The sequence below is a fragment of the Variovorax sp. efr-133-TYG-130 genome, from assembly GCF_030208835.1.
Taxonomy (GTDB): domain Bacteria; phylum Pseudomonadota; class Gammaproteobacteria; order Burkholderiales; family Burkholderiaceae_C; genus Variovorax.
Genome location: NZ_JARVTD010000003.1, coordinates 911,093 through 932,588 on the forward strand (window position 1 = coordinate 911,093; position 21,496 = coordinate 932,588).

Here is a 21,496-nt window from a genome sequence, read left to right on the forward strand (position 1 = left end):
CAGGTCAGCGGGGTGGGCGGTCGTCGAAACGCGATGCTGGCGGCGGCGGTGGCGTGGGCACGCCCGGCACTTCCCTGCCGGTGCCCGTCTTCGTCAGTTGCTGCTGCCGGGGCCACCAGCGCTCGATCTGCGCCTTCGCCCAGTCCTTGCCGGCCAGCCCGAATGCCAGGGCCAACGCAAAAACCACGCCCGCCAAGATCACCAGGAAGCTTTCGCGCACGATGTCGCCGCCCACCTTGATCTGGTCCAGCGCGATCAGGATCACGAAAGCCATCACCGCGTACTGCGCCACCTTGGCGAAAAGCGTGGCGTCCTGCATCTTCACGCCGCGGAAATAGCTGCCCACGGCGTCGCCCACGAACTTGGCGAAGTACGAGCCGAAGGCCAGCACCAGCAAGGCGACGAACACGTTGGGCACGAACCAGACGATGCGCCCCAGCAGGTCGGCGATGTAGCTCAGCCCCATGCCGTTGAAGGCGATGAGCAGCGACGCCAGTATCACCAGCCAGTACGCCAGGATGCCGAACAGGCTGCTGGTGTCGCCCGCCAGGCCGCCCTGGCGCAGGAAGTTGTCGAGCCCCGCGCGCTCGGTCAGCACGTTGAAGTTGATGGCGCGCAAGGCCTTGGTCACGGCGAAGCGCGCCGCCTTGGCGATGAGCCAGCCCACGAACACCACCACCAGCGCCACCAGCAGGCGCGGAACGAACGCCCCCACCTGGTAGAGGATGGCGCGCAGTGGCTCCAGGTGAATGCCGAAGTTTTCCATGTGTATTTCCCCGAGTGAATGACGACGGCGGCCTCAGGCCCCGTTCGGCTGGATGAGCGCGAGCACGCCGTGCAGCGGCACCTGTACCCAGTCGGCGCGGTTGTTGAGTTCGTAGCGAAGTTCGTAGAGCGCCTTCTCCAGCTCGAACAGCGCGAGCAGTTCGGCGTCGATGGGCGCGCCGTCCGGCTGCGCGAGCGTGCCGGCGTAGCCCTTCATGAAGGCGTTGCGCGTGGCCTGCTCCCAGGCGACTGCGGGCGCGGCCAGCTTCTCGGCTTCTTCCGGGCTCTGCGCCACGCGCCGCAAGGCCGACCAGCGCGCATAGTTGAAGGAGCGCAGCATGCCCGCCACGTCGCGCAGCGGCGAACTCTTGGCGCGGCGCTCCTCGAAGCTGCGCGCGGGCTCGCCCTCGAAGTCGATGATGACGAAGTCGTTGTCCTTCACCAGCACCTGCCCCAGGTGGTAGTCGCCGTGGTAGCGGCTCTTGAGCGCGGCGCCGCTGCCGCCCTCGCCCACGAAACGGCGCTCGGCGATGCTGGCCTGCAGCGTGTCGGCGGCGCGCAGCAGGCTCTCGGCGTCGGCCTGCGCGCCGGGAGGCAGCGCGCCGAGGCGTTCGCGCAGCAGTGCCAGCGTGGCCGTGGCATCGCCGGCGGCATGGGTGCGGTAGCCCGCCACGTCTTCGGCCGACAGCGGCTCGGGGTCGAAGGCCGCCGCCCCGGTGCGGGTGGCCAGCGCGCGGTGCAGCTCGGCGGTGCGGCGGCCCAGCGTGCCGATCAGCGCGAGGAAGCCGCCGTGCACCGCCAGCACGTCGGGCGCGTCGACGGCACCGTCGGTGGTGGCCACGTCGCGCAGGAAGCGTTCGAGATAGCCCAGCGTGTAGTCCCAGCCGTCGCCCTGGTTGGCGACATAGCTCTGCACCAGGGCGAGCGTCATGGTGCGGCCGTCGGCGCCCATGTATTCGAGTGCGCCGAGCACCGGCACGCAGTGCGGGTAGTGCGCCACTTCGGTGAGGAAGCGGCCCATCTCGAGCTCGGGGTTGATGCCTTCGCGCACGTTGCGGTAGCCCTTGAGGAACAGCGTCTCGTTGAGCGTGACCACCGTGTTGCTGCTCACGCCGCTGGGCCGCCCGACCGGCAGCGCGTCAAGGTCGACGCCGAGCTGGGCGAACGCCGCTGTCGGCGTGAACACCAGCTTGCCGCCGGCCGTGGGCAGTTCGGCGCCCTTTCCGATGGCGCGGACCAGTTCGCGGCAGAAGGCCTCGTCATAGAAGGCGTCGCCCATCAGGCCGACCTGCGCCTGCTGGCGCACCTTGGCAAGCGCGGCCTGCGCCACGCCGGCCATGCGCTCTTCGTCGCGCTCCTCCCAGGCCAGGGCGAGGGGCATGAAATAGGTGGCGCCGCCGGGCGGGCCGTCGAGCGCGAGCAGCGGCAGCATCCAACTCAGGCCGTTCACTTCCCACACCGCGTGGTCGACGATGCGCGCACGCTCGATGGCGGTGCCCTTCGAGGCGTACCAGCGCTGGATCTCGATGTGGCGCGGCAGCGTTTCCAGCTCGAACTGGTTGCGCATGCGCTCGGACATGCCGATGCGCCACGGCATCACGCGGTCGCGGAAGAAACTGGTCCAGCCGTCGAACAGCACCAGCGTGGGCCACTCCTGCAGCGCGACGCCCTGTTCGTGCCAGCTCGGCGCGTCGGCCTCCGCGGTGAGCTTGAACCAATAGAAGCCGTACGAAGACAGCGTGAGCAGGTAAGGCAGCTCTCCGATGGGCGGGAACGGGGAGCGGCCCAGCATCTCGATGGGAACGAAGCCGCGGAACTCCGACAGGTCCAGCTCCACCGGCTGGGCCGCGCGCGAGAGGTTGAACACGGCGAGGATCACGTCGCCTTCGTACTCGCTCAGGTAGGCCAGGATCTTGCGGTTGCCCGGCTTCAGGAAGCGCCGCTTGCCGCGTCCGAAGGCGTGGCTGGTCTTGCGCACGGCCAGCATGCGCTTGGTCCAGTTGAGCAGCGAGCTGGCGTCGCGCGCCTGGGTCTCGACGTTGAGCGCCTCGTAGCCGTACATCGGGTCCATGATGGGCTGCAGGTACAGGCGCTGCGGGTCGGCGCGCGAGAAGCCGGCGTTGCGGTCGGGGCTCCACTGCATGGGCGTGCGCACGCCGTTGCGGTCGCCCACGAACACGTTGTCGCCCATGCCGATCTCGTCGCCGTAGTAGATGATGGGCGAGCCCGGCATCGACAGCAGCATGCCGTTCATGAGCTTCACGCGGTCCAGGTCGTTCTCCATCAGCGGCGCCAGGCGCCGGCGGATGCCCAGGTTGATGCGCGCGCGCATGTCGGCGGCGTACATGTTGTACATGTAGTCGCGCTCCTTGCTGGTCACCATCTCGAGCGTGAGCTCGTCGTGGTTGCGCAGGAAGATGGCCCACTGGCAGCCTTCGGGAATGTCGGGCGTCTGCGCCATGATTTCCACGATCGGGTGGCGGTCTTCCTGCGCAATGGCCATGTACATGCGCGGCATCAGCGGGAAGTGGTAGGCCATGTGGCATTCGTCGCCGTCGCCGAAGTACTCGCGCACGTCCTCCGGCCACATGTTGGCCTCGGCCAGCAGGAAGCGGTTCTTGTACTGCGCGTCGATGGCCGCGCGCAGCCGCTTGATCACCGCGTGCGTCTCGGGCAGGTTCTCGTTGCTGGTGCCGTCGCGCTCCACCAGGTAGGGAATGGCGTCGAGCCGGAAGCCGTCCACGCCCATGTCCAGCCAGAAGCGCATGGTCTTGAAGATGGCCTCCAGCACCGCCGGGTTGTCGAAGTTCAGGTCGGGCTGGTGGCTGAAGAAGCGGTGCCAGTAGTACTGCTTGGCCACCGGGTCCCAGGTCCAGTTCGAGGTCTCGGTGTCGGTGAAGATGATGCGCGTGCCCTGGTAGAGCTGGTCGGTGTCGCTCCACACGTAGAAGTCGCGCTCGGGCGAGCCCGGCGGCGCCAGCCGCGCGGCCTTGAACCACGGGTGCTCGCTCGAGGTGTGGTTGATGACCAGCTCGGTGATGACGCGCAGGCCGCGCTTGTGCGCCTCGGCCAGCATCTGGCGGAAGTCGGCGAGCGAGCCGTACTGCGGATGGACGTCTTCGTATTCGGAGATGTCGTAGCCGTCGTCGCGCAGCGGCGAGGGATAGAACGGCATCAGCCAGATCGTGTTGACGCCCAGGTCCTTCACGTAGTCGAGCTTGGCGGTCACGCCCTGGAAGTCGCCCATGCCGTCGTTGTTCGAATCGAAGAAGGCCTTGACGTTGAGCTGGTAGATGACCGCGTCGCGGTACCACAGGGGGTCGTCGCTGTTGTCGATCTCTACGGTTTCCAGTGCGATGTGCGAAACGGGTGCATTCATGGGCGGGCGACCTCTCAGAGGAAATAATCGAAGTCGCGCTCGTCGCCATGACGCCGACGAACGACGAAGACGTGCGCGGGGCAGCTTTGCGGATCCAGGCGCACGTAGTGCCAGTCGCCCTGCCACTGGAAGCGCTGGCCGCTGAGCAGGTCGTGCATCTGGAACACGCGCGAGGGCGGGTTCACACCCACGCTGCCGGGTTCGAGCCCCAGCCAGCCCCACTGGGCGTTGTGCGGATCGAGGTTGACCACGGTCACGATCACGTTGGCCCCGTCGGCCGAGACCTTGGCGTAGGCCAGCAGCTGCGGGTTGTCGATGTGCAGGAAGCGCAGCGTGCGGTCCTGGTGCAGCGCGGGGTTCTCGCGGCGGATGCGGTTCACCCGCGCGATGAAGGGCGCCAGGCTTTCGGGGTTGTCGTGGTTCCAGTGGCGCAGCTGGTATTTCTCGGAATCGAGGTATTCCTCGCTGCCCGGCTCGCGCGGCAGGTGCTCGCGCAGCTCGTAGGCGGGGCCGTAGATGCCGTAGCTGGCCGAGAGCGTGGCCGCCAGCACCAGCCGCGCCATGTAGGTCGCGGCGTCGCCGTGCTGCAGCTGCTCGTGCAGGATGTCGGGCGTGTTGGGCCACACGTTGGGGCGGAAGTAGTCGATGCCCGGCGCGGTGGACAGCTCGGTGAAGTACTCGACCAGTTCTTCCTTGGTGTTGCGCCAGGTGAAGTAGGTGTAGCTCTGCGAAAAGCCCAGCTTGGCCAGCCGGTGCATCACCTTGGGCCGGGTGAAGGCCTCGGCCAGGAAGATCACGTCGGGGTGCTCGCGCTTGACCTCGCCGATGGCCCACTCCCAGAACGGGAAGGCCTTGGTGTGCGGGTTGTCGACGCGGAAGATGCGCACGCCCTCGCCCACCCAGTGGTCGATCACGCTCTTGAGTTCGGCCCACAGGCCGCGCCAGTCTTCGCTCTCGAAGTTGAAGGGATAGATGTCCTGGTACTTCTTGGGCGGGTTCTCCGCGTACTGCACGGTGCCGTCGGGGCGCCAGCGGAACCATTCGGGGTGCGCCTTCACGTAGGGGTGGTCGGGCGCGCACTGGAAGGCGATGTCCAGCGCGATCTCCAGCCCGTGGTCGGCCGCGCGCGCCAGCAGGCGGCGGAAGTCCTGCGCGGTGCCGAGCGCGGGCAGGATGTCCTTGTGGCCGCCTTCCGCGGCGCCGATGGCCCAGGGGCTGCCCACGTCTTCGGGGCCGCTCACCAGCTTGTTGTTGGGGCCCTTGCGCTGCACGCGGCCGATGGGGTGGATCGGCGGAAAGTACAGCACGTCGAAACCCATCTCGGCGATGGCCGGCAGGCGCGCTTCCACGTCCTTGAAAGTGCCGTGCACGCCCGGCTCGGTGCCGGCCGAACGCGGGAACAGCTCATACCAGGTGCTGAAGCGGGCGCGCTCGCGGTCGGCCACCAGCGGCAGCTCGACCGGGTGGCGCACCTGGTGGCGCCGGTCGGGGTGGCGGCGCGCGAGTTCGGCCAGTTCCTCGTCGAGCGCCAATGCCTTGAGCGACACCGCATCGGTGCCCGGCGCGGCGGCCGAGGCCTGGAGCTCGGTGGCCCAGCGCTGCAGCGCGATGCGGTCGGCACCCTCGGCGCGCGCGGCGGCGGCAGCCACTTCGGCCGCGCCGACTTCCGAGGCGATGCGCACGTCGTCGGGGTCGACGCGGCGCGTCATCTCGCTGCGCCACGACTCGAACGGGTCGACCCAGGCCACGGCGGTGTACACGTAGCGGCCTATCGCGGGCGGCGAGAAGCCGGCCTCCCACACGTCGTTGCCCAGCGGCTTCATCGGCACTTCGCGGAACTCGGCCTGGTCGTGCGCGCGCCAGCACAGCTGCACGCGAAGCACGTCGTGGCCGTCGGTGAAGCAGTGCGCGCGCACGCACACCCGCTCGCCGGCCACGCATTTCACGGCGAAGCGGCCGTTGTCGACGGCGGGCAGCACGGCATCGATCACGGCGCGCACGTCGCCGCCGGGGTTGTCGGTGCCGGTTGCAATGTCGGGAGCCACGCTGGCCGCGTGGCGGGTGGAGAAGATGTTCTTCATGGTGACGGGCGTTGTTCCAGGATCAGGGTCGACAGCGGCGGCAGCGTCAGGGACACCGACTGCATGCGCCCGTGCGAGCGCACCGGCGCGGCTTCCACGCCGCCGAAGTTGCCCCAGCCGGCGCCGCCGAACTCGGCCGCGTCGGTGTTGATCAGTTCGCGCCAGAAGCCGCTGCCCACGCCGCCGGGCACGCCCAGCAGGTAGTTGGTGCGCGGCACGGGCGTCATGTTGCTGACCACCAGCAGCGGCGGGCTGCCGTCGCGCGCCTTGCGCAGAAAGGCGAACACGCTGCGCTCGGCGTCGTCGGCCGCGATCCATTCGAAGCCGGCCGCCGAGAAGTCGAGCTGGTGCAGTGCGGGCGATTCGCGGTACACCCGGTTGAGCTGCGCCACCAGCCGCTGCAGGCCGCCGTGGCCCTGCTGCTGTGTGACCCACCATTCGAGCTCGCCGTCGTGCGTCCATTCGCGGCGCTGGCCGAACTCGTCACCCATGAAGAGCAGCTTCTTGCCCGGGTGCGCCCACATGAAGCCGAACAGCGCACGCAGGTTGGCGAACTGCTGCCAGCTGTCGCCGGGCATCTTGTTGATGAGCGAGCCCTTGCCGTGCACCACCTCGTCATGCGAGTAAGGCAGCACGAAGTTCTCGTTGAAGGCATACACCAGCGAGAAGGTCAGCTTGTGGTGGTGGTACTTGCGATTGACCGGGTCTTCCTTCATGTAGGCCAGCGTGTCGTGCATCCAGCCCATGTTCCATTTCTCGCCGAAGCCCAAGCCGTCCATGTCGGTGGGGCGCGAAACGCGCGGCCACGCGGTGGACTCCTCCGCCACGGTGAGCGTGTCCGGAAACTCGCGGTAGACGGCGCGGTTCAGCGTCTGCAGGAAATCGATGGCCTCCAGGTTCTCACGGCCGCCGTGGCGGTTGGGGATCCACTCGCCGTGCTTGCGGGCGTAGTCGAGGTACAGCATGGAAGCCACAGCGTCCACGCGCAGTCCGTCCAGGTGGTACAGGTCGAGCCAGAACAGGCCCGACGACACCAGGAAGCTGCGCACCTCGGGCCGGCCGTAGTTGAAGATGCTGGAGTTCCACTCCGGGTGGAAGCCCTGGCGCGGGTCGGCATGCTCGAAGAGGTGCGTGCCGTCGAAGAAAGAAAGGCCGTGCTCGTCGGTCGGGAAGTGCGAAGGCACCCAGTCGAGCAGCACGCCGATGCCCTGCTGGTGCAAATGGTCGACGAGGTACATGAAGTCCTGCGGCGAACCGTAGCGCGCGGTGGGCGCGAAGTAGCCGGTAGTCTGGTAGCCCCAGGAGCCGTAGAACGGATGCTCGGTCACGGGCATCAGCTCGACGTGCGTGAAACCCATCTTCCTGACGTATGCGGCCAGTTCGTGCGCGATCTCGCGGTAGCCGAGGAACTGCCCGTCGTGCCGGCGCCAGGAGCCCAGGTGCACCTCGTACACCGACATCGGCGCCTCGAGCGAGTTGTGCATGCCGCGCGTGGCCATCCATTCATCGTCGCCCCATTCGTAGGCGAGTTCGCAGATGCGCGAGCCGGTGGCCGGCGGATGCTCCGCGCTGAAGGCCACGGGGTCGGCCTTGTCGACGGTGTAGCCGCCCTGGCGCGAACGGATGCGGTACTTGTAGGCCTGCCCGGACACTGCGTTGGGCACGTGGCCGATCCAGATGCCGGTCTGGTCGGGGCTGGGCGCCAGCGGGTCGGCATCGCCCGACCAGTAGTTCCAGTCGCCCACCACCGAGACCGACTCGGCATTGGGTGCCCATACGGCGAAGCGCGCGCCGCCTTCCGGCTGCACATGGCATCCCAGCAAGTCGTAGAGCCGCGCGTGCGTTCCTTCGTGGAAAAGATAGGCGTCTCGCTCGCCTGGGAGTGAATGGTTCAAAGGCACCGGCATTCCTTGATTGAAGGCCAGCGAGGCAGGGGTTCATGGCCGTCGGGGCGACGGCCACGCGGGGAACGACTGCGGTTCTCGCTTGGCTTGAACGCCAATTTGCTGGGATGCCGGTGGCCGTGGTTACGGCCTGAGCCGCCTCGCCTTGTCGGAGAGTTGCCCGTGTGCCTTCAGGCGCCGCGCCGGCTCAGGCGTGCAGCGCGAAGTCTTCGGTGGTCAGCGTGATCGGCCGGCGCGGCGCGTTGCGGTAGCGCGCGACGGCGGCGGGCTCGATGGCGTGGAAGTGCTTGCGGCAGGCTTCCAGCAAACGCTCGCCGATTTCGCGCGCGCCGAACTTGTCGTGCAGCGTTTCCTCGGAAATCTGAGCAAGCACGCGCGGGCCGCCGGGGCCTTCGGGATAGAAGGCGAAGCGCACGCTCGCCATGTCGAAGCAGTAAATGCCTTCGAAGTTCATCTGTCTTGTCTCCTTTAATTCGGCGCAGATTGAGCGCGCGGCGCAGGCCGAAGAAGAGCGGAATTCCGCGCATGCGCATGCAGGAAATTTCCTACAGCAAGGGCGGCCTTCGCTTGCAGGCGGACGCGGCTTGGGCCGTGGCTTTCGGGCGCGGATGCGGCGAAGATCATGCTGCGCTCCCGCACCTTCCCTGGAACATCCGCCTCGATGACTGCACAGAAGATTCCGAGCACCCTGCTCCTGCATCGCCGCGCCGCGGCCTTCACCCTGGCCGCCGGCGCGCTGCTGCTGGGCGCCTGCACCGGTCCCACCGAGGCCCAGAGGCAGGCCACCGCCAGCGCCCCGCCGCCCACCGATTGCACCGCGTGGGTCGGCACCGACCGCAACGCCATGATGGGCGGCTACCTGCTGGGGCAAGGTCCCAAGGGAACCGGCGCCAAGGAGTGCGTGCCGGTGCTCATGACGGCCAACCACCCGCCCCCCGACTATGCGGGCGGCGACTACTACATCAGCGAATTCACCGACGACAAGCTCAAGGCCCGCTGGCGCGCCTGCAAGGAAGACCCCGCGTGCTTCAAGCGCATCGACGCGCAGATGCAGCGCTGGCTGCCGCCCAACAAGGAACGCGCCACGCGCTCGACCGGCGTGGTCGACCCGTCTGGCAGGATCGATCCGGACGGCAACGTCGACCTGAAGCAGATCCGCCGGCCCGCCTTCTTTGCCAAGGCGCCCTACCGCGAAGGCATCGCCGAGGCCGACGCCCGCACCTGGATCGTGGAGTTCACCGCGCCGCGCGACGCCTTCGAGCGCATCGACCTGAAGATGACCGGCGACATCAAGCTGCGCGGCTGGTACATCGAGGGCGCCGGCATCGACGACGGCAAGGGCAAGAAGGTGCGCGCGCTGGCCATCATGGCGCCGGGCGGCGGCGGCCAGCTCACGGCCATCCAGCATCCGGACGAAGCGGCCTACCGCATCGACGAGAAGACCGGCAAGACCGTTCCGGTCAGCTTTCCCAACGCGACCACAGAAACCATGGGCCAGCGCTGGTGGCGCGAGAACCTGCATGCGCTGAACCAGGCCGGCTTCGACGTGCTGGCCTACGACCGGCGCGGCGAAGGCCTGTCGGGCGGCTTCAGCGACACCAACACGCTGGAACAGGGCGAGGACGTGTTCCGCGCGCTGGCGGCGCTGGAAGGCGGACGCGGCCTGCGGCTGCTCTCGCCCTCGGGCGAACTGTTCGAAGGCGAGAACGCGCGCGGCCGGCTGCTGGCGGGCATGAAGGCCAACGAGATCCCGCTGGTGCTCGGCGGCTATTCGCGCGGCTCGATGTCCACCGCCTGGGCCATGACCAAGAACTACGTGGCCGAATGCACCTTCGACATGCCGCAGCCCAGCTGCACGCCGCCCAAGGGGCTGAAGAACATCCACGGCGCCATCCTGCTGTCGTCGTTTGCCAGCGGCGCGGGCTACGTAGGCGACTCGCCCGACCTGGCCGACCGCAACCTGTTCCTGGGCGGCATGGCGGCGGACCATCACATCGTCTTCTATCCGAACTCGTCCACCCTGGCGGGGATGGACCGGTGGCCGGCCGCGTTCTTCGGCAAGGGCCTGTGGGACCGCGCGGAAACGCTCGAAGGAACAGTGGCCGCCTACAACCGCATTCGCGGCGTGAAGGAGATCGTGCTGGCTCGCGGGCCGCACTCCATCGAGACCTGGCCCGCGTCCGACCGCGACTACCTGCGCGAGCGCATGGTGCTGTTCGCGAAGACGGTGATCGTCGGCGGACGCACCATGCCGGGCGCGCGGCCCTGGAAGGACTTCAAGTCGCTGGTGGCCACCACGCCTGACTCGTGGGAGCCGTCGTCGCGGCCGAAGGGACCGGCGCAGGCCGCCAAGGCGCCCTGATCCCTTCGCGGCGACAGGCTGCGGCTAGTTCCTGCGGGGGTCGTAGAGCCGGCGGTCGTAGCGGTCGGGCACGCCGTCACCGTCGCTGTCGCGGTTGCGCTCGTAGCGATCAGGAATTCCGTTGTGGTCGCGGTCGCGATCGCGCCGGTGGTGGTCGTGGCCGCAGCCCGCAATCACGGTGGCGGCGGCAATCAGGATGAGGATGTTTTTCAAGGGGCGGACTTCTTCGTGTTGTGGGTGCAGCGCAGTGTGTGCACCCCGCCTGAAGAAAGCCTAAACGGCCCCTGAAGCCCTCGTTAACGCGCGCGGCCGCCTGCATCGGGCCGGCTCACAAAAAAGAACCCGACAGGAGCCGGGTCCAAGCCTCGTTGCTGTCACGCAGCGAAGCCCTCGCAAAGGGAGGAATACGAGGGACGGCACAACCGTCGATCCCAAAGTTATAGAGGGCACGCGCGACGGATTCAAAGGGAATGCCGCCTCCTCGGGACAGACAAGACCTACGGCGCCTGCCGCATGCGCGCACAGCCATGTCGGCCTCGGACGACATGGCTGTGCGCCGTGCGTCCTCAAAAGCGCCACGCGTGCTCCCTTAGGGTGCTGCCCATGCGCAACAGCCCCAGCAATCGACCCCATCCATCGAGCCCCGACGCCCTTCCCTCGCACACGCCGCACCGCTGGCAGTTCATCCGCACGGGCGGCGCCGACCAGGTGATCTTTCGCACCGGCGAGGACATTGCCCGCATCGCGGAGCTCGACCAGAAGCTCTGGGTGGCGCTCGCGTGCCCGACGCGCGGCATCGACTTCGACACACGCACCCTCGACCTGATCGACACCGACCGCGACGGCCGCGTGCGCCCGCCCGAAGTGGTCGCGGCGTGCGAATGGGTCTGCGCGCGGCTTCGCAACCCCGACGTGCTGCTGCAAGGCAGCGACGTGCTGACGCTGGGCGACCTTGACGACCGCAACCCCGCCGGCGCGCGGCTGCTGGAGGAAGCGCGCCGCCTGCTGCAGATCAAGGGCAGGCCCGATGACGACACGCTCACCCTCGCCGACATCGCCGACCGGGGCGAGCTGCTGGCCGCCATGCGCTTCAACGGCGACGGCGTGGTCACGCCCGACACGGCGCAGGACGAATCCGTGCGCGCCACCATCGCCGAAGTCATCCGGCTGCACGGCAGCGTGCCCGACCGCCACAAGCAGACGCCCGGCGTGGACCGCGCCCGCGTGGAAGCCTTCTTCGCCGAAGTGCAGACCGCGCGCGACTGGCATGCCCAGGCCGACGCCGGCAATGGCGAGTTGATGCCGCTGGGCGAGCCTACGCTGGCGGCCGCCGACGCGGCGCTCAAGGTGCAGGCCAAGCTCGACGATTTCTTCGCGCGCTGCCGCGTGGCCGCTTTCGACGCCCAGGCCGTGACCGCGCTCAACCCTTCCGCCAAGGCCTACGACGCGCTCGCCGCAAACAGCCTCAACCTGCATGCGGAACCCATCGCCGAACTGCCGCTGGCCCCGGTCACGCCGCGCTGCGTGCTGCCGCTGAGCGGCACCTCGCTCAATCCCGCGTGGGCCGATGCCGTGGCCGCCTTTGCCGAACGCAGCGTGGCGCCGCTGCTCGGCGCGCGCGAAGAACTCGCGGAGGCCGACTGGCTCGCGATTCGCCGCAAGCTCGCGCCGCTGCAGGCCCTGATGGCCAGGCAGCCCGACAACTGGGCCGCCGCGCTCCCGCTCGACAAGCTCGACGCGCTGCTCCGGACGCGCGATGCGCTGCTCGGGCTGATCCGCGACGACGAAGCCGCCGAGGAACATAACGCGCTGCTGGTCGACCTGGAAAAACTGATCCGCCTGCAGCGCGACCTGGTGGTGCTGCTCGACAACTTCGTGTCGTTCAAGGCCTTCTACCGGCGCGAGGGCGCGATCTTCCAGGCGGGCACGCTGTACCTCGACGGCCGGAGCTGCGAGCTGACGGTGCAGGTGCAGGACACGGCCAGGCACGCGGTGCTCGCGGGCCTGGCGAAGACCTGCCTGGCCTACTGCGACTGCACGCGCCAGGGCGCGAAGATGAGCATTGCCGCAGCCTTCACGGCGGGCGACGTCGACTTCCTTTTCGTGGGTCGCAACGGCGTGTTCTACGACCGCCAGGGCCGCGACTGGGACGCCACCATCACCAAGCTGATCGAAAACCCGACGAGCGTGGCACAGGCCTTCTTCGCGCCGTACAAGAAGTTCGTGCGCGTGATCGAGGAGCAGGTGGCCAAGCGCGCCGCCGCACAGGACGCCGCCGGCCAGGGCAGCCTGACCAGCTTCGCGACAAAGCTCACCACCGCCGACCAGGCCGCGAACGCGGCCAAGGCACCGGCCACGGCGCCCCGCCCCGCAGGCCGCGTCGACGTGGGCACGGTGGCCGCCATCGGCGTGGCGCTGGGGAGCATCAGCGCGGTGCTGGTGGCCATCTTCGGCAAATTCATCGACCTGGGCCAATGGATACCGGTGGCCCTGCTGGGCATCGTGCTCGCCATCTCGGGGCCGAGCATGCTGATCGCGTGGCTCAAACTGCGCCAGCGCAGCCTGGGGCCGATCCTGGACGCGAGCGGCTGGGCCATCAACGGGCGCATGAAGGTGAATGTGCGGCTGGGCGGCATGCTCTCGCAGACCGCGCGGGTGCCGCCGGGCGCACGGCGCATCGTGCGCGACCCGTACCGCGACCGCCGCGGCGCGACGGGCGTGGCCGCGCTGGCGGTGCTGGTGCTCGCGGTGACGCTGCTGGCCTGGCGCATGAACTGGCTGGACGACCGCCTGCCGGCCGCGCTGCAGCATTCGCCGACCGCGCAGGCCGCGGCGCGCCCAGGGGCCGCCTGAGCCTGCCCGAGCCCCGGCCCGGGCGCTTGAAAAGCTCTTTCGCGCCGCCATTTCTGCTGGATTCCCGGAGATGCCGGCGACTGAAAGAGGTGCTCACATGGGCGCGCGCGAAGACGAATTCCTGCTCGATTCCTACTCCAACACCGTCACCCGCGTGGCACACACGGCCAGCGCGGCGGTCGCGCACATCAAGGTGCGCAAGCAGCCGCAGCGCGGCAACGCGGGCGGCCAGGGCAGCGGCTCGGGCTTTCTCTTCACGCCGGACGGCTTCACCATCACCAACGCCCACGTCGTCGAAGGCGCGAGCGAACTGCGCGCGGCCTTCGCGGACGGCACCGAGAGCGTGGCGCGGCTGGTCGGCATCGACGCTTCCACCGACGTGGCGGTGCTGCGCATCGAGTCGCACCCCAGCGCCTTCCTGCCGCTGGGCAGCTCGGCGGCGCTGCAGCCCGGCCAGCTGGCGGTGGCGGTCGGCAACCCGCTGGGTTTCGACTTCACCGTGACCGCCGGCATCGTGAGCGCGCTGGGCCGCAGCCTGCCCTCGCGCGGCGGCCGGATGATCGAGGACGTGATCCAGACCGACGTGGCGCTGAACCCCGGCAACTCGGGCGGCCCGCTGCTCGACAGCGCCGCGGAGGTCATCGGCGTGAACACGGCGGTGATTCCATCGGCCCAGGGCCTGAGCTTCGCGGTGGCCATCGACACCGCGCGCTGGGTGGCCGGCGAGCTGATGCGCCACGGCGCGGTGCGGCGCGGAAAGCTGGGCGTGCAGTGCGCCGCGATGGCCCTGCCCCGGCGCTGGGTGCGCGAGAACGAATGGCCCGTCGCCACCGGCGTGCGTGTGGTCGAGGTGGTGGCAGGCTCGGCGGCGGCACGCGACGGACTGCGCAGCGGCGACATCCTGATCGGCTGCGACGGCACGCCGCTCGCGCAACTGTCGGACCTGCTGAAGCGGCTGGCCGGCGAAGGCTACGGGCGGCCGCTGCTGCTGAAGCTGCTGCGGCCCGTGGCGGGCACCCTGACGACGCTTTACCTGACGGTGACGCCCGGCGGTTGATGCCTGCCGGAAAATCGGCGGGACGGCGAAAGCCCGGCCCGACCGACAATCGGCACCTAGCCAGGAGAAAAACTTGACCACTGTCACCATCACCCCCAACGTCCACGCCCGCAACGACGGCCCCTTCGTCCTGTTCGGCGGCGTCAACGTCCTCGAGTCCAGAGACCTGGCCCTGCGCAGCGCCGAAGAGTACGTGCGCGTTACCGGCAAGCTGGGCATTCCCTATGTCTTCAAGGGCAGCTTCGACAAGGCCAACCGCTCGTCGATCCACTCCTACCGCGGCCCGGGCCTCGACGAGGGGCTGAAGATCCTCCAGGCGGTGAAGGACGCGTTCGGCGTCCCGGTGATCACCGACGTGCACGAGGTCGCGCAGGCCGCGCCGGTGGCCGAGGTGGTCGACGTTCTGCAGCTGCCCGCGTTCCTCGCGCGCCAGACCGACCTGGTCGTGGCGCTGGCCAAGACCGGCCGGGCCATCAACATCAAGAAGCCGCAGTTCCTGAGCCCGCCGCAGATGCTCAACATCGTCGAGAAGTTCAAAGAGGCCGGCAACGACAGGCTCATCCTGTGCGACCGCGGCACCTGCTTCGGCTACGACAACCTGGTGGTGGACATGCTGGGCTTCGGCGTCATGAAGAAGGTCACGCAGAACCTGCCGATCATCTTCGACGTGACCCATGCGCTGCAGCAGCGCGAAGCCGGCGCCGCGGCGTCGGGCGGCCGCCGCGAGCAGGTGGCCGACCTGGCGCGCGCCGGCATGGCGGTGGGGCTGGCGGGGCTCTTCCTGGAAGCGCATCCGGACCCGGCGCAAGCCAAGTGCGACGGCCCCAGCGCCTTGCCGCTCGACAAGCTGGAACCGTTCCTGACGCAGATCAAGGCGCTGGACGACCTGATCAAGTCGTTCGCGCCGCTGGATATCTGAGGACGCGGCCGCTCAGGCGATCATCGATTCGAGGTCGGCGGCAAGCACGCGCGGTGCCGGCATGCCCTGGACGATGTCCTCGGTGATGCCCACGGCCATCGCCGACTGGGCCGGCCAGAAGGCGCCGAAGTTGCCCAGGTCCATGCCCTGGCGCTCCAGCGCCACGCGCCACACGGCCATGTGAAGAATGCCGCCGAGCGCATCGGGCCGCTCCGCCTTCGCCTGGGTCACGAAGCTGGAGAGCGCACCGACCAGCTCGGGCGCGAACTCCCAGCGCCGCGCCAGCGAGGCGCTCACGTCGCCGTAGTGGTAGCCAAATTCGACGAGTTCGAGCTGGGCGCGCCCCAGTGCATCGAACGGGTGCACGGTGTTCAGTTCGGCCATGCGCCCGGGCATGGCCTGCGCCATGATGAGGTGGCCGATGGCATGCATGCTGCCCGCGGTGAATGCCAGGTTGGGATCGACGCGGCGGGTCTTTGAAGCGAGATACCGGGAGACCGACGCCACGCGCAGGCTGTGGGCCCAGAACTCCGGCAGATTGACGCCTTCCACCTTCCTGAAGGAGCCCGACAGGCCCGAGCTCACCACCAACGACCGGATGGCCGAGAGCCCGAGCATCAGGATCGCGCCCTGGATGGACGAAATCTTGCGCGGCAGCCCGAAGAACGGCGAATTGACCATCTGCAGCACCCTGGCCGCAAGCACCTGGTCGAGCTCGATGCGATGCGCGATGGCCGCGAAGGGCACGTCGTCGTCGCGCAGCATCTCGATGAGATCGGACACCACCCTGGGGACGGTAGGGAGCGACTCGTCATTGGCGAACAGTTCGTCGAGTGTCATGGCGCTTGGGCGGTGTTGCCTCGTTGTATGTATGCAAAAGATTTTGCTCCAGTACCCCGCCCGGTCAACGCCGATTCGGTGCGAATCTGTAATTTCTACGGATTCCGGTAGGCCGCCCGGCCAAGCGACGCCATCACACGTTGCTGGTCGCGCGCACCTCCTCGATGGTGGTGTGCCCCGCAAGCACTTTCTCGATGCCGTCCTGGCGCAGCGTGCGCATGCCCTCCTGCAGCGCCGCCTGCTGGAGTTCTTCGGCGCGCGCGCCGGTCTGCACCAGCCGGCGCAGCGTCTTGGACATCACCATCAGCTCGTGGATGCCCACGCGCCCCTTGAAGCCCGTGCCCGAACAGTGCTTGCAGCCGACGCTGGAATAAGTGTGCAACTGGCCCTCGCGCCCGAAGCGGCGCAGCCAGACGTCGCGCACCGCGTCGCGCTGCCGGCCGGCGTCGTCCTCGCGGGTGCCGAAGGCATGCAGGTAATCGTCCAGCAGTTCCTCCACCGTCTCGGGGCTCGCCGGGCTGCTGCTGGTGCAGCGGCTGCACAGGCGCCGCACCAGCCGCTGTGCCAGCACGGCCAGCAGCGAGTCCGCGAAGTTGAACGGGTCCATGCCCATGTCGAGCAGGCGCGTCACGGTCTCAGGCGCGCTGTTGGTGTGCAGGGTCGAGAGCACCAGGTGGCCCGTCAGCGAAGCCTCGATCGCGGTCCTGGCGGTTTCCCCGTCTCGGATTTCGCCGACCATGATGACGTCCGGGTCCGCGCGCACGAACGCGCGCAGCGCCTTGGCAAAGGTCCAGTCGATGCGGGGATTGATCTGCACCTGCCGCAGGCCGGGCTGGGTGATTTCGACCGGGTCTTCCGCGGTCCAGATCTTTCGCTCGGGCGTGTTGATGTGCATCAGCGCCGAGTGCAGCGTCGTGGTCTTGCCCGAGCCCGTGGGGCCGACGCACAGCACCATGCCGTAGGGCCGCTCGACGGCCTTGGTCAGCTGCGCGAGGTTGTTCGGCGACAGGCCCAGCTCGCTCATCGGAATGGGCTTGGACGAAGCCAGGATGCGCATCACCACGTCTTCCAGGCCGTTGTTGGTCGGGATGGTCGCCACGCGCAACTCGATGCGGTGCTGCGGCGAATACTTGGCGAAGTTGATCTTTCCGTCCTGCGGGTTGCGCTTCTCGCTGATGTCGAGGTCGCACATGATCTTCACGCGCGCGACGATCGCGTTGCGGTAGCTCGGCGGCAGTTCCAGGTAGGTGTAGAGCAGCCCGTCGCGGCGAAACCGGATGCGGGTCTTTTCCTGGCCGGGGTAGCTTTCGATGTGGATGTCGGAGGCGCCTTCGCGGTGCGCCTCCTGGATCATGCCGTTGATCATGCGCACCAGCGAGTTGTCCGACTGCTCGATGGGCGCCTCGGGCGCGGGCGCGGCGGGGCCTTCCTTCTCGAGGGTCTGTAGCAGCTCGCTGGTGCCGGCCAGGTCGAACTCCAGCGGACGCCCCGGGTCCGTGCTGGTGGCGAAGGGGTTGGCGGAGATCTCGCCGATCTTTTCGTAGGCGGCGTTCAGCACGCTGTCGAGGTCCAGGCACTGCCCCACCACCGGGGTCACCTTCATCTGCGCGATGAACTCGATCTCGTCGAGCGCCGAGTGCCGGCTGCTCGGGTCGTCGAGCGCGACCACCAGCCGGCCGTCGTGCAGCATGAGCGGCATGACCTGCAGGCGCCGCGCCACACCGTGGCCGACCTTGCGCAACGCCTCGGCCGACGCCGGATAAAGATGCAGGTTCACGAGCGGATAGCCCATCTTGCGAACCAGCGCGATCTGCAGCTGGCCTCGGCTCACCACACCCATGCGCACCAGCATCTCTCCCAGCGGCACCTCCGGCTCGCGCTGCTGCCGGGCCAGGCCGGCGCGCAGTTGCTCGTCGCTGACCATGCCCAGCGAAACGAGCGCTTCGCCGATGCGCGCGATGGGCGCTCGGCTCTGGAGCTCGAGCGCGCGCAGCAATTGCTCCGGCAAGACGACTTCATTGGATGACATGCGTGGACCTCCTGACCATTTGAATTGCGTAGCATCGTAGAGCGCAAATGCATGCGCGTGTCAGCATTACAGGCTTCTTGAGTACTCAAGTTCTCAACAAAGCGGAACAGACGAAACTCGGACCTCGCACCCTCTCTCGGAGCACATCACTTGCCATCCAAAGTCTCCCGCATCGCGCTCTCGGCTTCTGCCGCGGCCATCGGCAGCATCGCGGCGTACTGGACCCTGCTGGCCACGCGCCAGGGCCAGATCCTCTTCAATGCCCGCAAGCTGCCGGTCGTCCATCTCTCGGACGACTTCTCCACCTACTCGCACACGGTGCCCGGCGGCATGGTCCGCGGCTACGTGTACCACCCGCAGGGCGAAGCCGCGCTGCAGGACCTGTTCGTCTATTTCGCCGGCCGGGGCGAAGACGTGCGCGCCACCGCGCAGATGCTGCACTGGCTGCCGGAAGGCTTCGGCTTCGCGGCGCTCAACTACCGCGGCGTGGCCGACTCGCAAGGGCACCCGTCGGAAATCGCGTCGGTGGAAGACGCGAGCCAGTTCGCCAGGCACCTGCGCCGCGCCTACCCACAGGCCCGCCTGCACGTGGTCGGCCGCAGCCTGGGCACCGGCGTGGCCATCCAGCTCGTGGCGCGACAGGACTTCGCCAGCCTGCAGCTGGTCACGCCCTACGACTCCATGCTGGAAGTCGCCAAGCGCCGCTTTCCGCTGGTGCCGCTGTCGCTGCTGCTGCGCCACCAGTTCAATTCGCTCGAGCATTGCAAGGAAGTGGCGGCCAAGACCCAGGTGCTGCTGGCCGCGAAAGACGACGTGGTGCTGCCCGAGCGCTCGCAGAAGCTCATTGCGGCCTGGCCCACGCCGATCAGCGTGCAGACGGTGCCCGACTCCGACCATCACAACATCATGGGCCTGGAGGCGACCTGGCTCTACCTGATCGATTTCGCCCTCACGGCCATCCTCCCGAGCTCGGAAGCCGCCTGAATCGCATTGCCGGGCGCATCGTTTACCTAAAGTTTGCAATTGGACTGCCGATAACCGGAAGTGGAGCGCGGCGACCGCCGCCCTTCTGCCCTTTCAAGGCTGCCCGCCACGACCAACGGGGCGGCCTTGCCATTTCCCGAGTATTGGAGTCCGACCATGTTCCTGAGCAACATCTCAATAGGCAAACGCCTGGCCATCGTGCTGGGCCTCATCCTGGCGCTCTTCCTCGCCACCAGCGTGGCCGCGATATTCAAGCTTCGCCAGTTGAGCGTCGAGATCGACACGATGATCGAGGACAACGTCAGGACCGAGCGCGCGGGGGCCGACTGGCTGCGCCACACCACGGCGGGCGTCCAGCGCGCGGCCGCCATCGCCAAGAGCAGCGACTCCAGCCTGATCGACTACTTCGCCCCGGCCACGGCCGCCTCGATCAAGGACACCAACGAGCTGCAGAAGTTCGTCGAGAGCAAGCTGGTCAGGCCCGAGGAGAAGCAATTGCTCGACAAGGTCGCCGCCCTGCGCAAGAGCTACCTCGCATCACGCGAGGCGGTGAGCAAGGCAAAGATCAGCGGTGACCTCGAAGGTGCCAACCGCCTTTTCGACTCGCAGTTCCAGCCCACGTCGGTCAGCTACATCGAAGGCGTGCAACAGGTCGTGAACCAGCAGCGCAAGCAGCTCGACGCCGCCGCGGCGCGCGCCAACGACCTGCGCGCGCAGACCAGCACGCTGCTCATCGTGTGTTCCACGGTGAGCCTGGTGCTGGGTGCGCTGCTGGCCTGGTTCCTGGCTCGCAGCATCACCCGCCCGCTGCACAACGCAGAGACCATCGCCCAATCGATCGCCGCCATGGACCTCACCGGCAAGCCCCAGCAGAGCTACGCCAACGACGAAACCGGCCACCTGCTGCGCGCCCTCGACCTGATGCGCGACGCCCTGCAGGGCTCGCTGACGCAGGTGCACGGCGTGGTGATGAACGTGTCGACCGCCAGCACGCAGATCGCCAGCGGCAACCAGGACCTGTCTTCGCGCACCGAGGAACAGGCCAGCTCGCTGGAAGAAACCGCAGCGTCGATCGAGGAACTGACCTCGACCGTGAAGCAGAACGCCGACAACGCCCGCCAGGCCAACCAGCTGGCCACCTCGGCATCGGAAGTGGCCATGCGGGGCGGCAGCGTCGTGTTCCAGGTGGTGGAGACCATGGGCTCGATCAATGCGTCGTCGAAGAAGATCGTCGACATCATCAGCGTGATCGACGGCATTGCGTTCCAGACCAACATCCTGGCGCTGAACGCGGCGGTGGAAGCAGCCCGCGCGGGCGACCAGGGACGCGGCTTCGCGGTGGTGGCTTCGGAGGTCCGCAACCTCGCGCAACGCTCGGCGGCGGCGGCCAAGGAAATCAAGACGCTCATCGGAAACTCCGTCGAGAAGGTCGAGGAAGGCAGCCGCCAGGTGGCCGACGCCGGCCGCACCATGGACGAGATCGTCGGCAGCGTGAAGCGCGTGACGGACATCATGGGCGAGATCAGCGCGGCAAGCCAGGAGCAGACCTCGGGCATCGAACAGATCAACCAGGCCATCACGCAGATGGACCAGGTGACGCAGCAGAACGCCGCGCTGGTCGAGCAAGCCTCGGCGGCGGCGCAATCGCTGCAGGAGCAGGCGGGAAGCCTCGCGCAGATCGTCGGCCGGTTCAGGCTGGAAGGTGGTCAAGGCGCGCCCGCGGCGGACAAGGGCCTTCGCGCCATCGCCGGCGAGCAGAAGAAGGCATCGCGCGGGCTGGCGATGCCGGAGCTGGGGTTCCAGTAAGGCCCTGCCCAGGGATTCGGGGAGACCTAGCCGCGCCCCGGGCCTGCTCCCCTCAGAATGGCGGGATGCAGATACGCCAGATCTCCGAATCCGAACTCCCGGCGTTGATGGCGCTCTACCGCCATCTTCACGAAGCCGACGACCCGCTTCCCGACGAAGCGCATGTGGCCGCCGTCTGGCGAGAACTGCTCGGCAACCCGCGCTGCCGCTACTTCGGCGGCTACGTCGGCGATCAACTGGTCTGCAGCTGCACCATCACCGTCATCCCGAATCTCACGCGGGGCTGCAGGCCTTATGGCCTCATCGAGAACGTGGTGACGCATGCCGACCACCGAAAGAAGGGCCATGCAAAGGCGGTGCTGCACGAGGCGCTCGCCTTCGCATGGGCGCAGCGCTGCTACAAGGTCATGCTGATGACCGGCCGCAAGGACGAGGCAACGCTCAGGTTCTATGAGGGCGCGGGCTTCGACCGCCACGGCAAGCAGGCCTTCGTGGCCAGGCCGCACGCCGCGTAGCT

General features: G+C 68.1%; 15 protein-coding genes. 7 read left to right on the plus strand and 8 right to left on the minus strand.

Going from position 1 to position 21,496, the window contains the following annotated elements; translation table 11 throughout:
• Nucleotides 1-4: 4 nt before the first annotated feature.
• From QRN67_RS06370 to QRN67_RS06390, 5 genes are all read right to left on the minus strand, one after another.
• Nucleotides 5-766 (minus strand): mechanosensitive ion channel family protein, encoded by a 762-nt coding sequence (locus QRN67_RS06370; protein WP_081269604.1) that lies wholly within the window; start codon nt 764-766, stop codon nt 5-7.
• A 33-nt stretch (nt 767-799) separates the two neighbouring features.
• Nucleotides 800-4,144, minus strand: coding sequence for a maltose alpha-D-glucosyltransferase (gene treS / locus QRN67_RS06375; RefSeq protein WP_285411119.1), 3,345 nt, complete (start codon nt 4,142-4,144; stop codon nt 800-802).
• 14 nt (nt 4,145-4,158) lie between these two features.
• On the minus strand, nt 4,159-6,225 hold the full coding sequence (locus QRN67_RS06380) for an alpha-1,4-glucan--maltose-1-phosphate maltosyltransferase (RefSeq protein WP_285411120.1): 2,067 nt from the start codon (nt 6,223-6,225) through the stop codon (nt 4,159-4,161).
• Nucleotides 6,222-8,132, minus strand: a complete 1,911-nt coding sequence (gene glgB / locus QRN67_RS06385; protein WP_285411121.1) for a 1,4-alpha-glucan branching protein GlgB — start codon at nt 8,130-8,132, stop codon at nt 6,222-6,224. The genes QRN67_RS06380 and glgB overlap by 4 nt, the downstream gene beginning before the upstream one ends.
• Nucleotides 8,133-8,316: 184 nt before the next feature.
• The gene (locus tag QRN67_RS06390; protein WP_285411122.1) at nt 8,317-8,583 is read right to left on the minus strand and encodes a hypothetical protein; all 267 of its coding nucleotides are present in this window, start codon (nt 8,581-8,583) and stop codon (nt 8,317-8,319) included.
• Nucleotides 8,584-8,790: 207 nt separating this feature from the next.
• Here QRN67_RS06390 and QRN67_RS06395 point away from each other — a divergent pair, with 207 nt between their 5' ends.
• Nucleotides 8,791-10,491, plus strand: coding sequence for an alpha/beta hydrolase (locus tag QRN67_RS06395; protein ID WP_285411123.1), 1,701 nt, complete (start codon nt 8,791-8,793; stop codon nt 10,489-10,491).
• A 24-nt stretch (nt 10,492-10,515) separates the two neighbouring features.
• Here QRN67_RS06395 and QRN67_RS06400 read toward each other — a convergent pair whose 3' ends face one another.
• Nucleotides 10,516-10,704 (minus strand): hypothetical protein, encoded by a 189-nt coding sequence (locus QRN67_RS06400; protein WP_285411124.1) that lies wholly within the window; start codon nt 10,702-10,704, stop codon nt 10,516-10,518.
• 390 nt (nt 10,705-11,094) lie between these two features.
• On the opposite strand from QRN67_RS06400, the gene QRN67_RS06405 reads away from it, so the two are divergent.
• From QRN67_RS06405 to kdsA, 3 genes are all read left to right on the plus strand, one after another.
• Nucleotides 11,095-13,344, plus strand: coding sequence for an amino acid adenylation domain-containing protein (locus tag QRN67_RS06405; RefSeq protein WP_285411125.1), 2,250 nt, complete (start codon nt 11,095-11,097; stop codon nt 13,342-13,344).
• A 97-nt stretch (nt 13,345-13,441) separates the two neighbouring features.
• A complete protein-coding gene (locus tag QRN67_RS06410) occupies nt 13,442-14,401 on the plus strand; it encodes a S1C family serine protease (RefSeq protein ID WP_285411126.1) in 960 nt (319 codons plus the stop codon).
• A gap of 73 nt (nt 14,402-14,474) precedes the next feature.
• Complete coding sequence (gene kdsA / locus QRN67_RS06415; protein ID WP_285411127.1) at nt 14,475-15,320, plus strand: 3-deoxy-8-phosphooctulonate synthase; 846 nt, start codon at nt 14,475-14,477, stop codon at nt 15,318-15,320.
• A gap of 12 nt (nt 15,321-15,332) precedes the next feature.
• Here the strand turns inward: kdsA and QRN67_RS06420 are convergent, their stop codons facing one another.
• A complete protein-coding gene (locus QRN67_RS06420) occupies nt 15,333-16,160 on the minus strand; it encodes an HDOD domain-containing protein (protein ID WP_106934106.1) in 828 nt (275 codons plus the stop codon).
• A 133-nt stretch (nt 16,161-16,293) separates the two neighbouring features.
• On the minus strand, nt 16,294-18,189 hold the full coding sequence (locus tag QRN67_RS06425; RefSeq protein WP_285411128.1) for a GspE/PulE family protein: 1,896 nt from the start codon (nt 18,187-18,189) through the stop codon (nt 16,294-16,296).
• A gap of 150 nt (nt 18,190-18,339) precedes the next feature.
• On the opposite strand from QRN67_RS06425, the gene QRN67_RS06430 reads away from it, so the two are divergent.
• The 3 genes from QRN67_RS06430 (at nt 18,340) to QRN67_RS06440 (ending at nt 21,494) form a co-directional block, all read left to right on the plus strand.
• Nucleotides 18,340-19,173 (plus strand): alpha/beta hydrolase, encoded by an 834-nt coding sequence (locus QRN67_RS06430; protein WP_106934104.1) that lies wholly within the window; start codon nt 18,340-18,342, stop codon nt 19,171-19,173.
• Between the two features lie 156 nt (nt 19,174-19,329).
• Nucleotides 19,330-20,979, plus strand: a complete 1,650-nt coding sequence (locus QRN67_RS06435; protein ID WP_285411129.1) for a methyl-accepting chemotaxis protein — start codon at nt 19,330-19,332, stop codon at nt 20,977-20,979.
• 65 nt (nt 20,980-21,044) lie between these two features.
• Nucleotides 21,045-21,494: a GNAT family N-acetyltransferase gene (locus QRN67_RS06440; RefSeq protein ID WP_285411130.1), complete on the plus strand. Its 450-nt coding sequence runs from the start codon at nt 21,045-21,047 to the stop codon at nt 21,492-21,494.
• Nucleotides 21,495-21,496 lie beyond the last annotated feature (2 nt).

Excerpts from the sequence above, each read along its gene's own strand:
- QRN67_RS06370 (WP_081269604.1), bottom strand. The coding sequence starts at position 766 with ATGGAAAACTTCGGCATTCACCTGGAGCCACTGCGCGCCATCCTCTAC.
- treS (WP_285411119.1), bottom strand. The coding sequence starts at position 4,144 with ATGAATGCACCCGTTTCGCACATCGCACTGGAAACCGTAGAGATCGAC.
- QRN67_RS06380 (WP_285411120.1), bottom strand. The coding sequence starts at position 6,225 with ATGAAGAACATCTTCTCCACCCGCCACGCGGCCAGCGTGGCTCCCGAC.
- glgB (WP_285411121.1), bottom strand. The coding sequence starts at position 8,132 with ATGCCGGTGCCTTTGAACCATTCACTCCCAGGCGAGCGAGACGCCTAT.
- QRN67_RS06390 (WP_285411122.1), bottom strand. The coding sequence starts at position 8,583 with ATGAACTTCGAAGGCATTTACTGCTTCGACATGGCGAGCGTGCGCTTC.
- QRN67_RS06395 (WP_285411123.1), top strand. The coding sequence starts at position 8,791 with ATGACTGCACAGAAGATTCCGAGCACCCTGCTCCTGCATCGCCGCGCC.
- QRN67_RS06405 (WP_285411125.1), top strand. The coding sequence starts at position 11,095 with ATGCGCAACAGCCCCAGCAATCGACCCCATCCATCGAGCCCCGACGCC.
- QRN67_RS06410 (WP_285411126.1), top strand. The coding sequence starts at position 13,442 with ATGGGCGCGCGCGAAGACGAATTCCTGCTCGATTCCTACTCCAACACC.
- QRN67_RS06420 (WP_106934106.1), bottom strand. The coding sequence starts at position 16,160 with ATGACACTCGACGAACTGTTCGCCAATGACGAGTCGCTCCCTACCGTC.
- QRN67_RS06425 (WP_285411128.1), bottom strand. The coding sequence starts at position 18,189 with ATGTCATCCAATGAAGTCGTCTTGCCGGAGCAATTGCTGCGCGCGCTC.
- QRN67_RS06435 (WP_285411129.1), top strand. The coding sequence starts at position 19,330 with ATGTTCCTGAGCAACATCTCAATAGGCAAACGCCTGGCCATCGTGCTG.
- QRN67_RS06440 (WP_285411130.1), top strand. The coding sequence starts at position 21,045 with ATGCAGATACGCCAGATCTCCGAATCCGAACTCCCGGCGTTGATGGCG.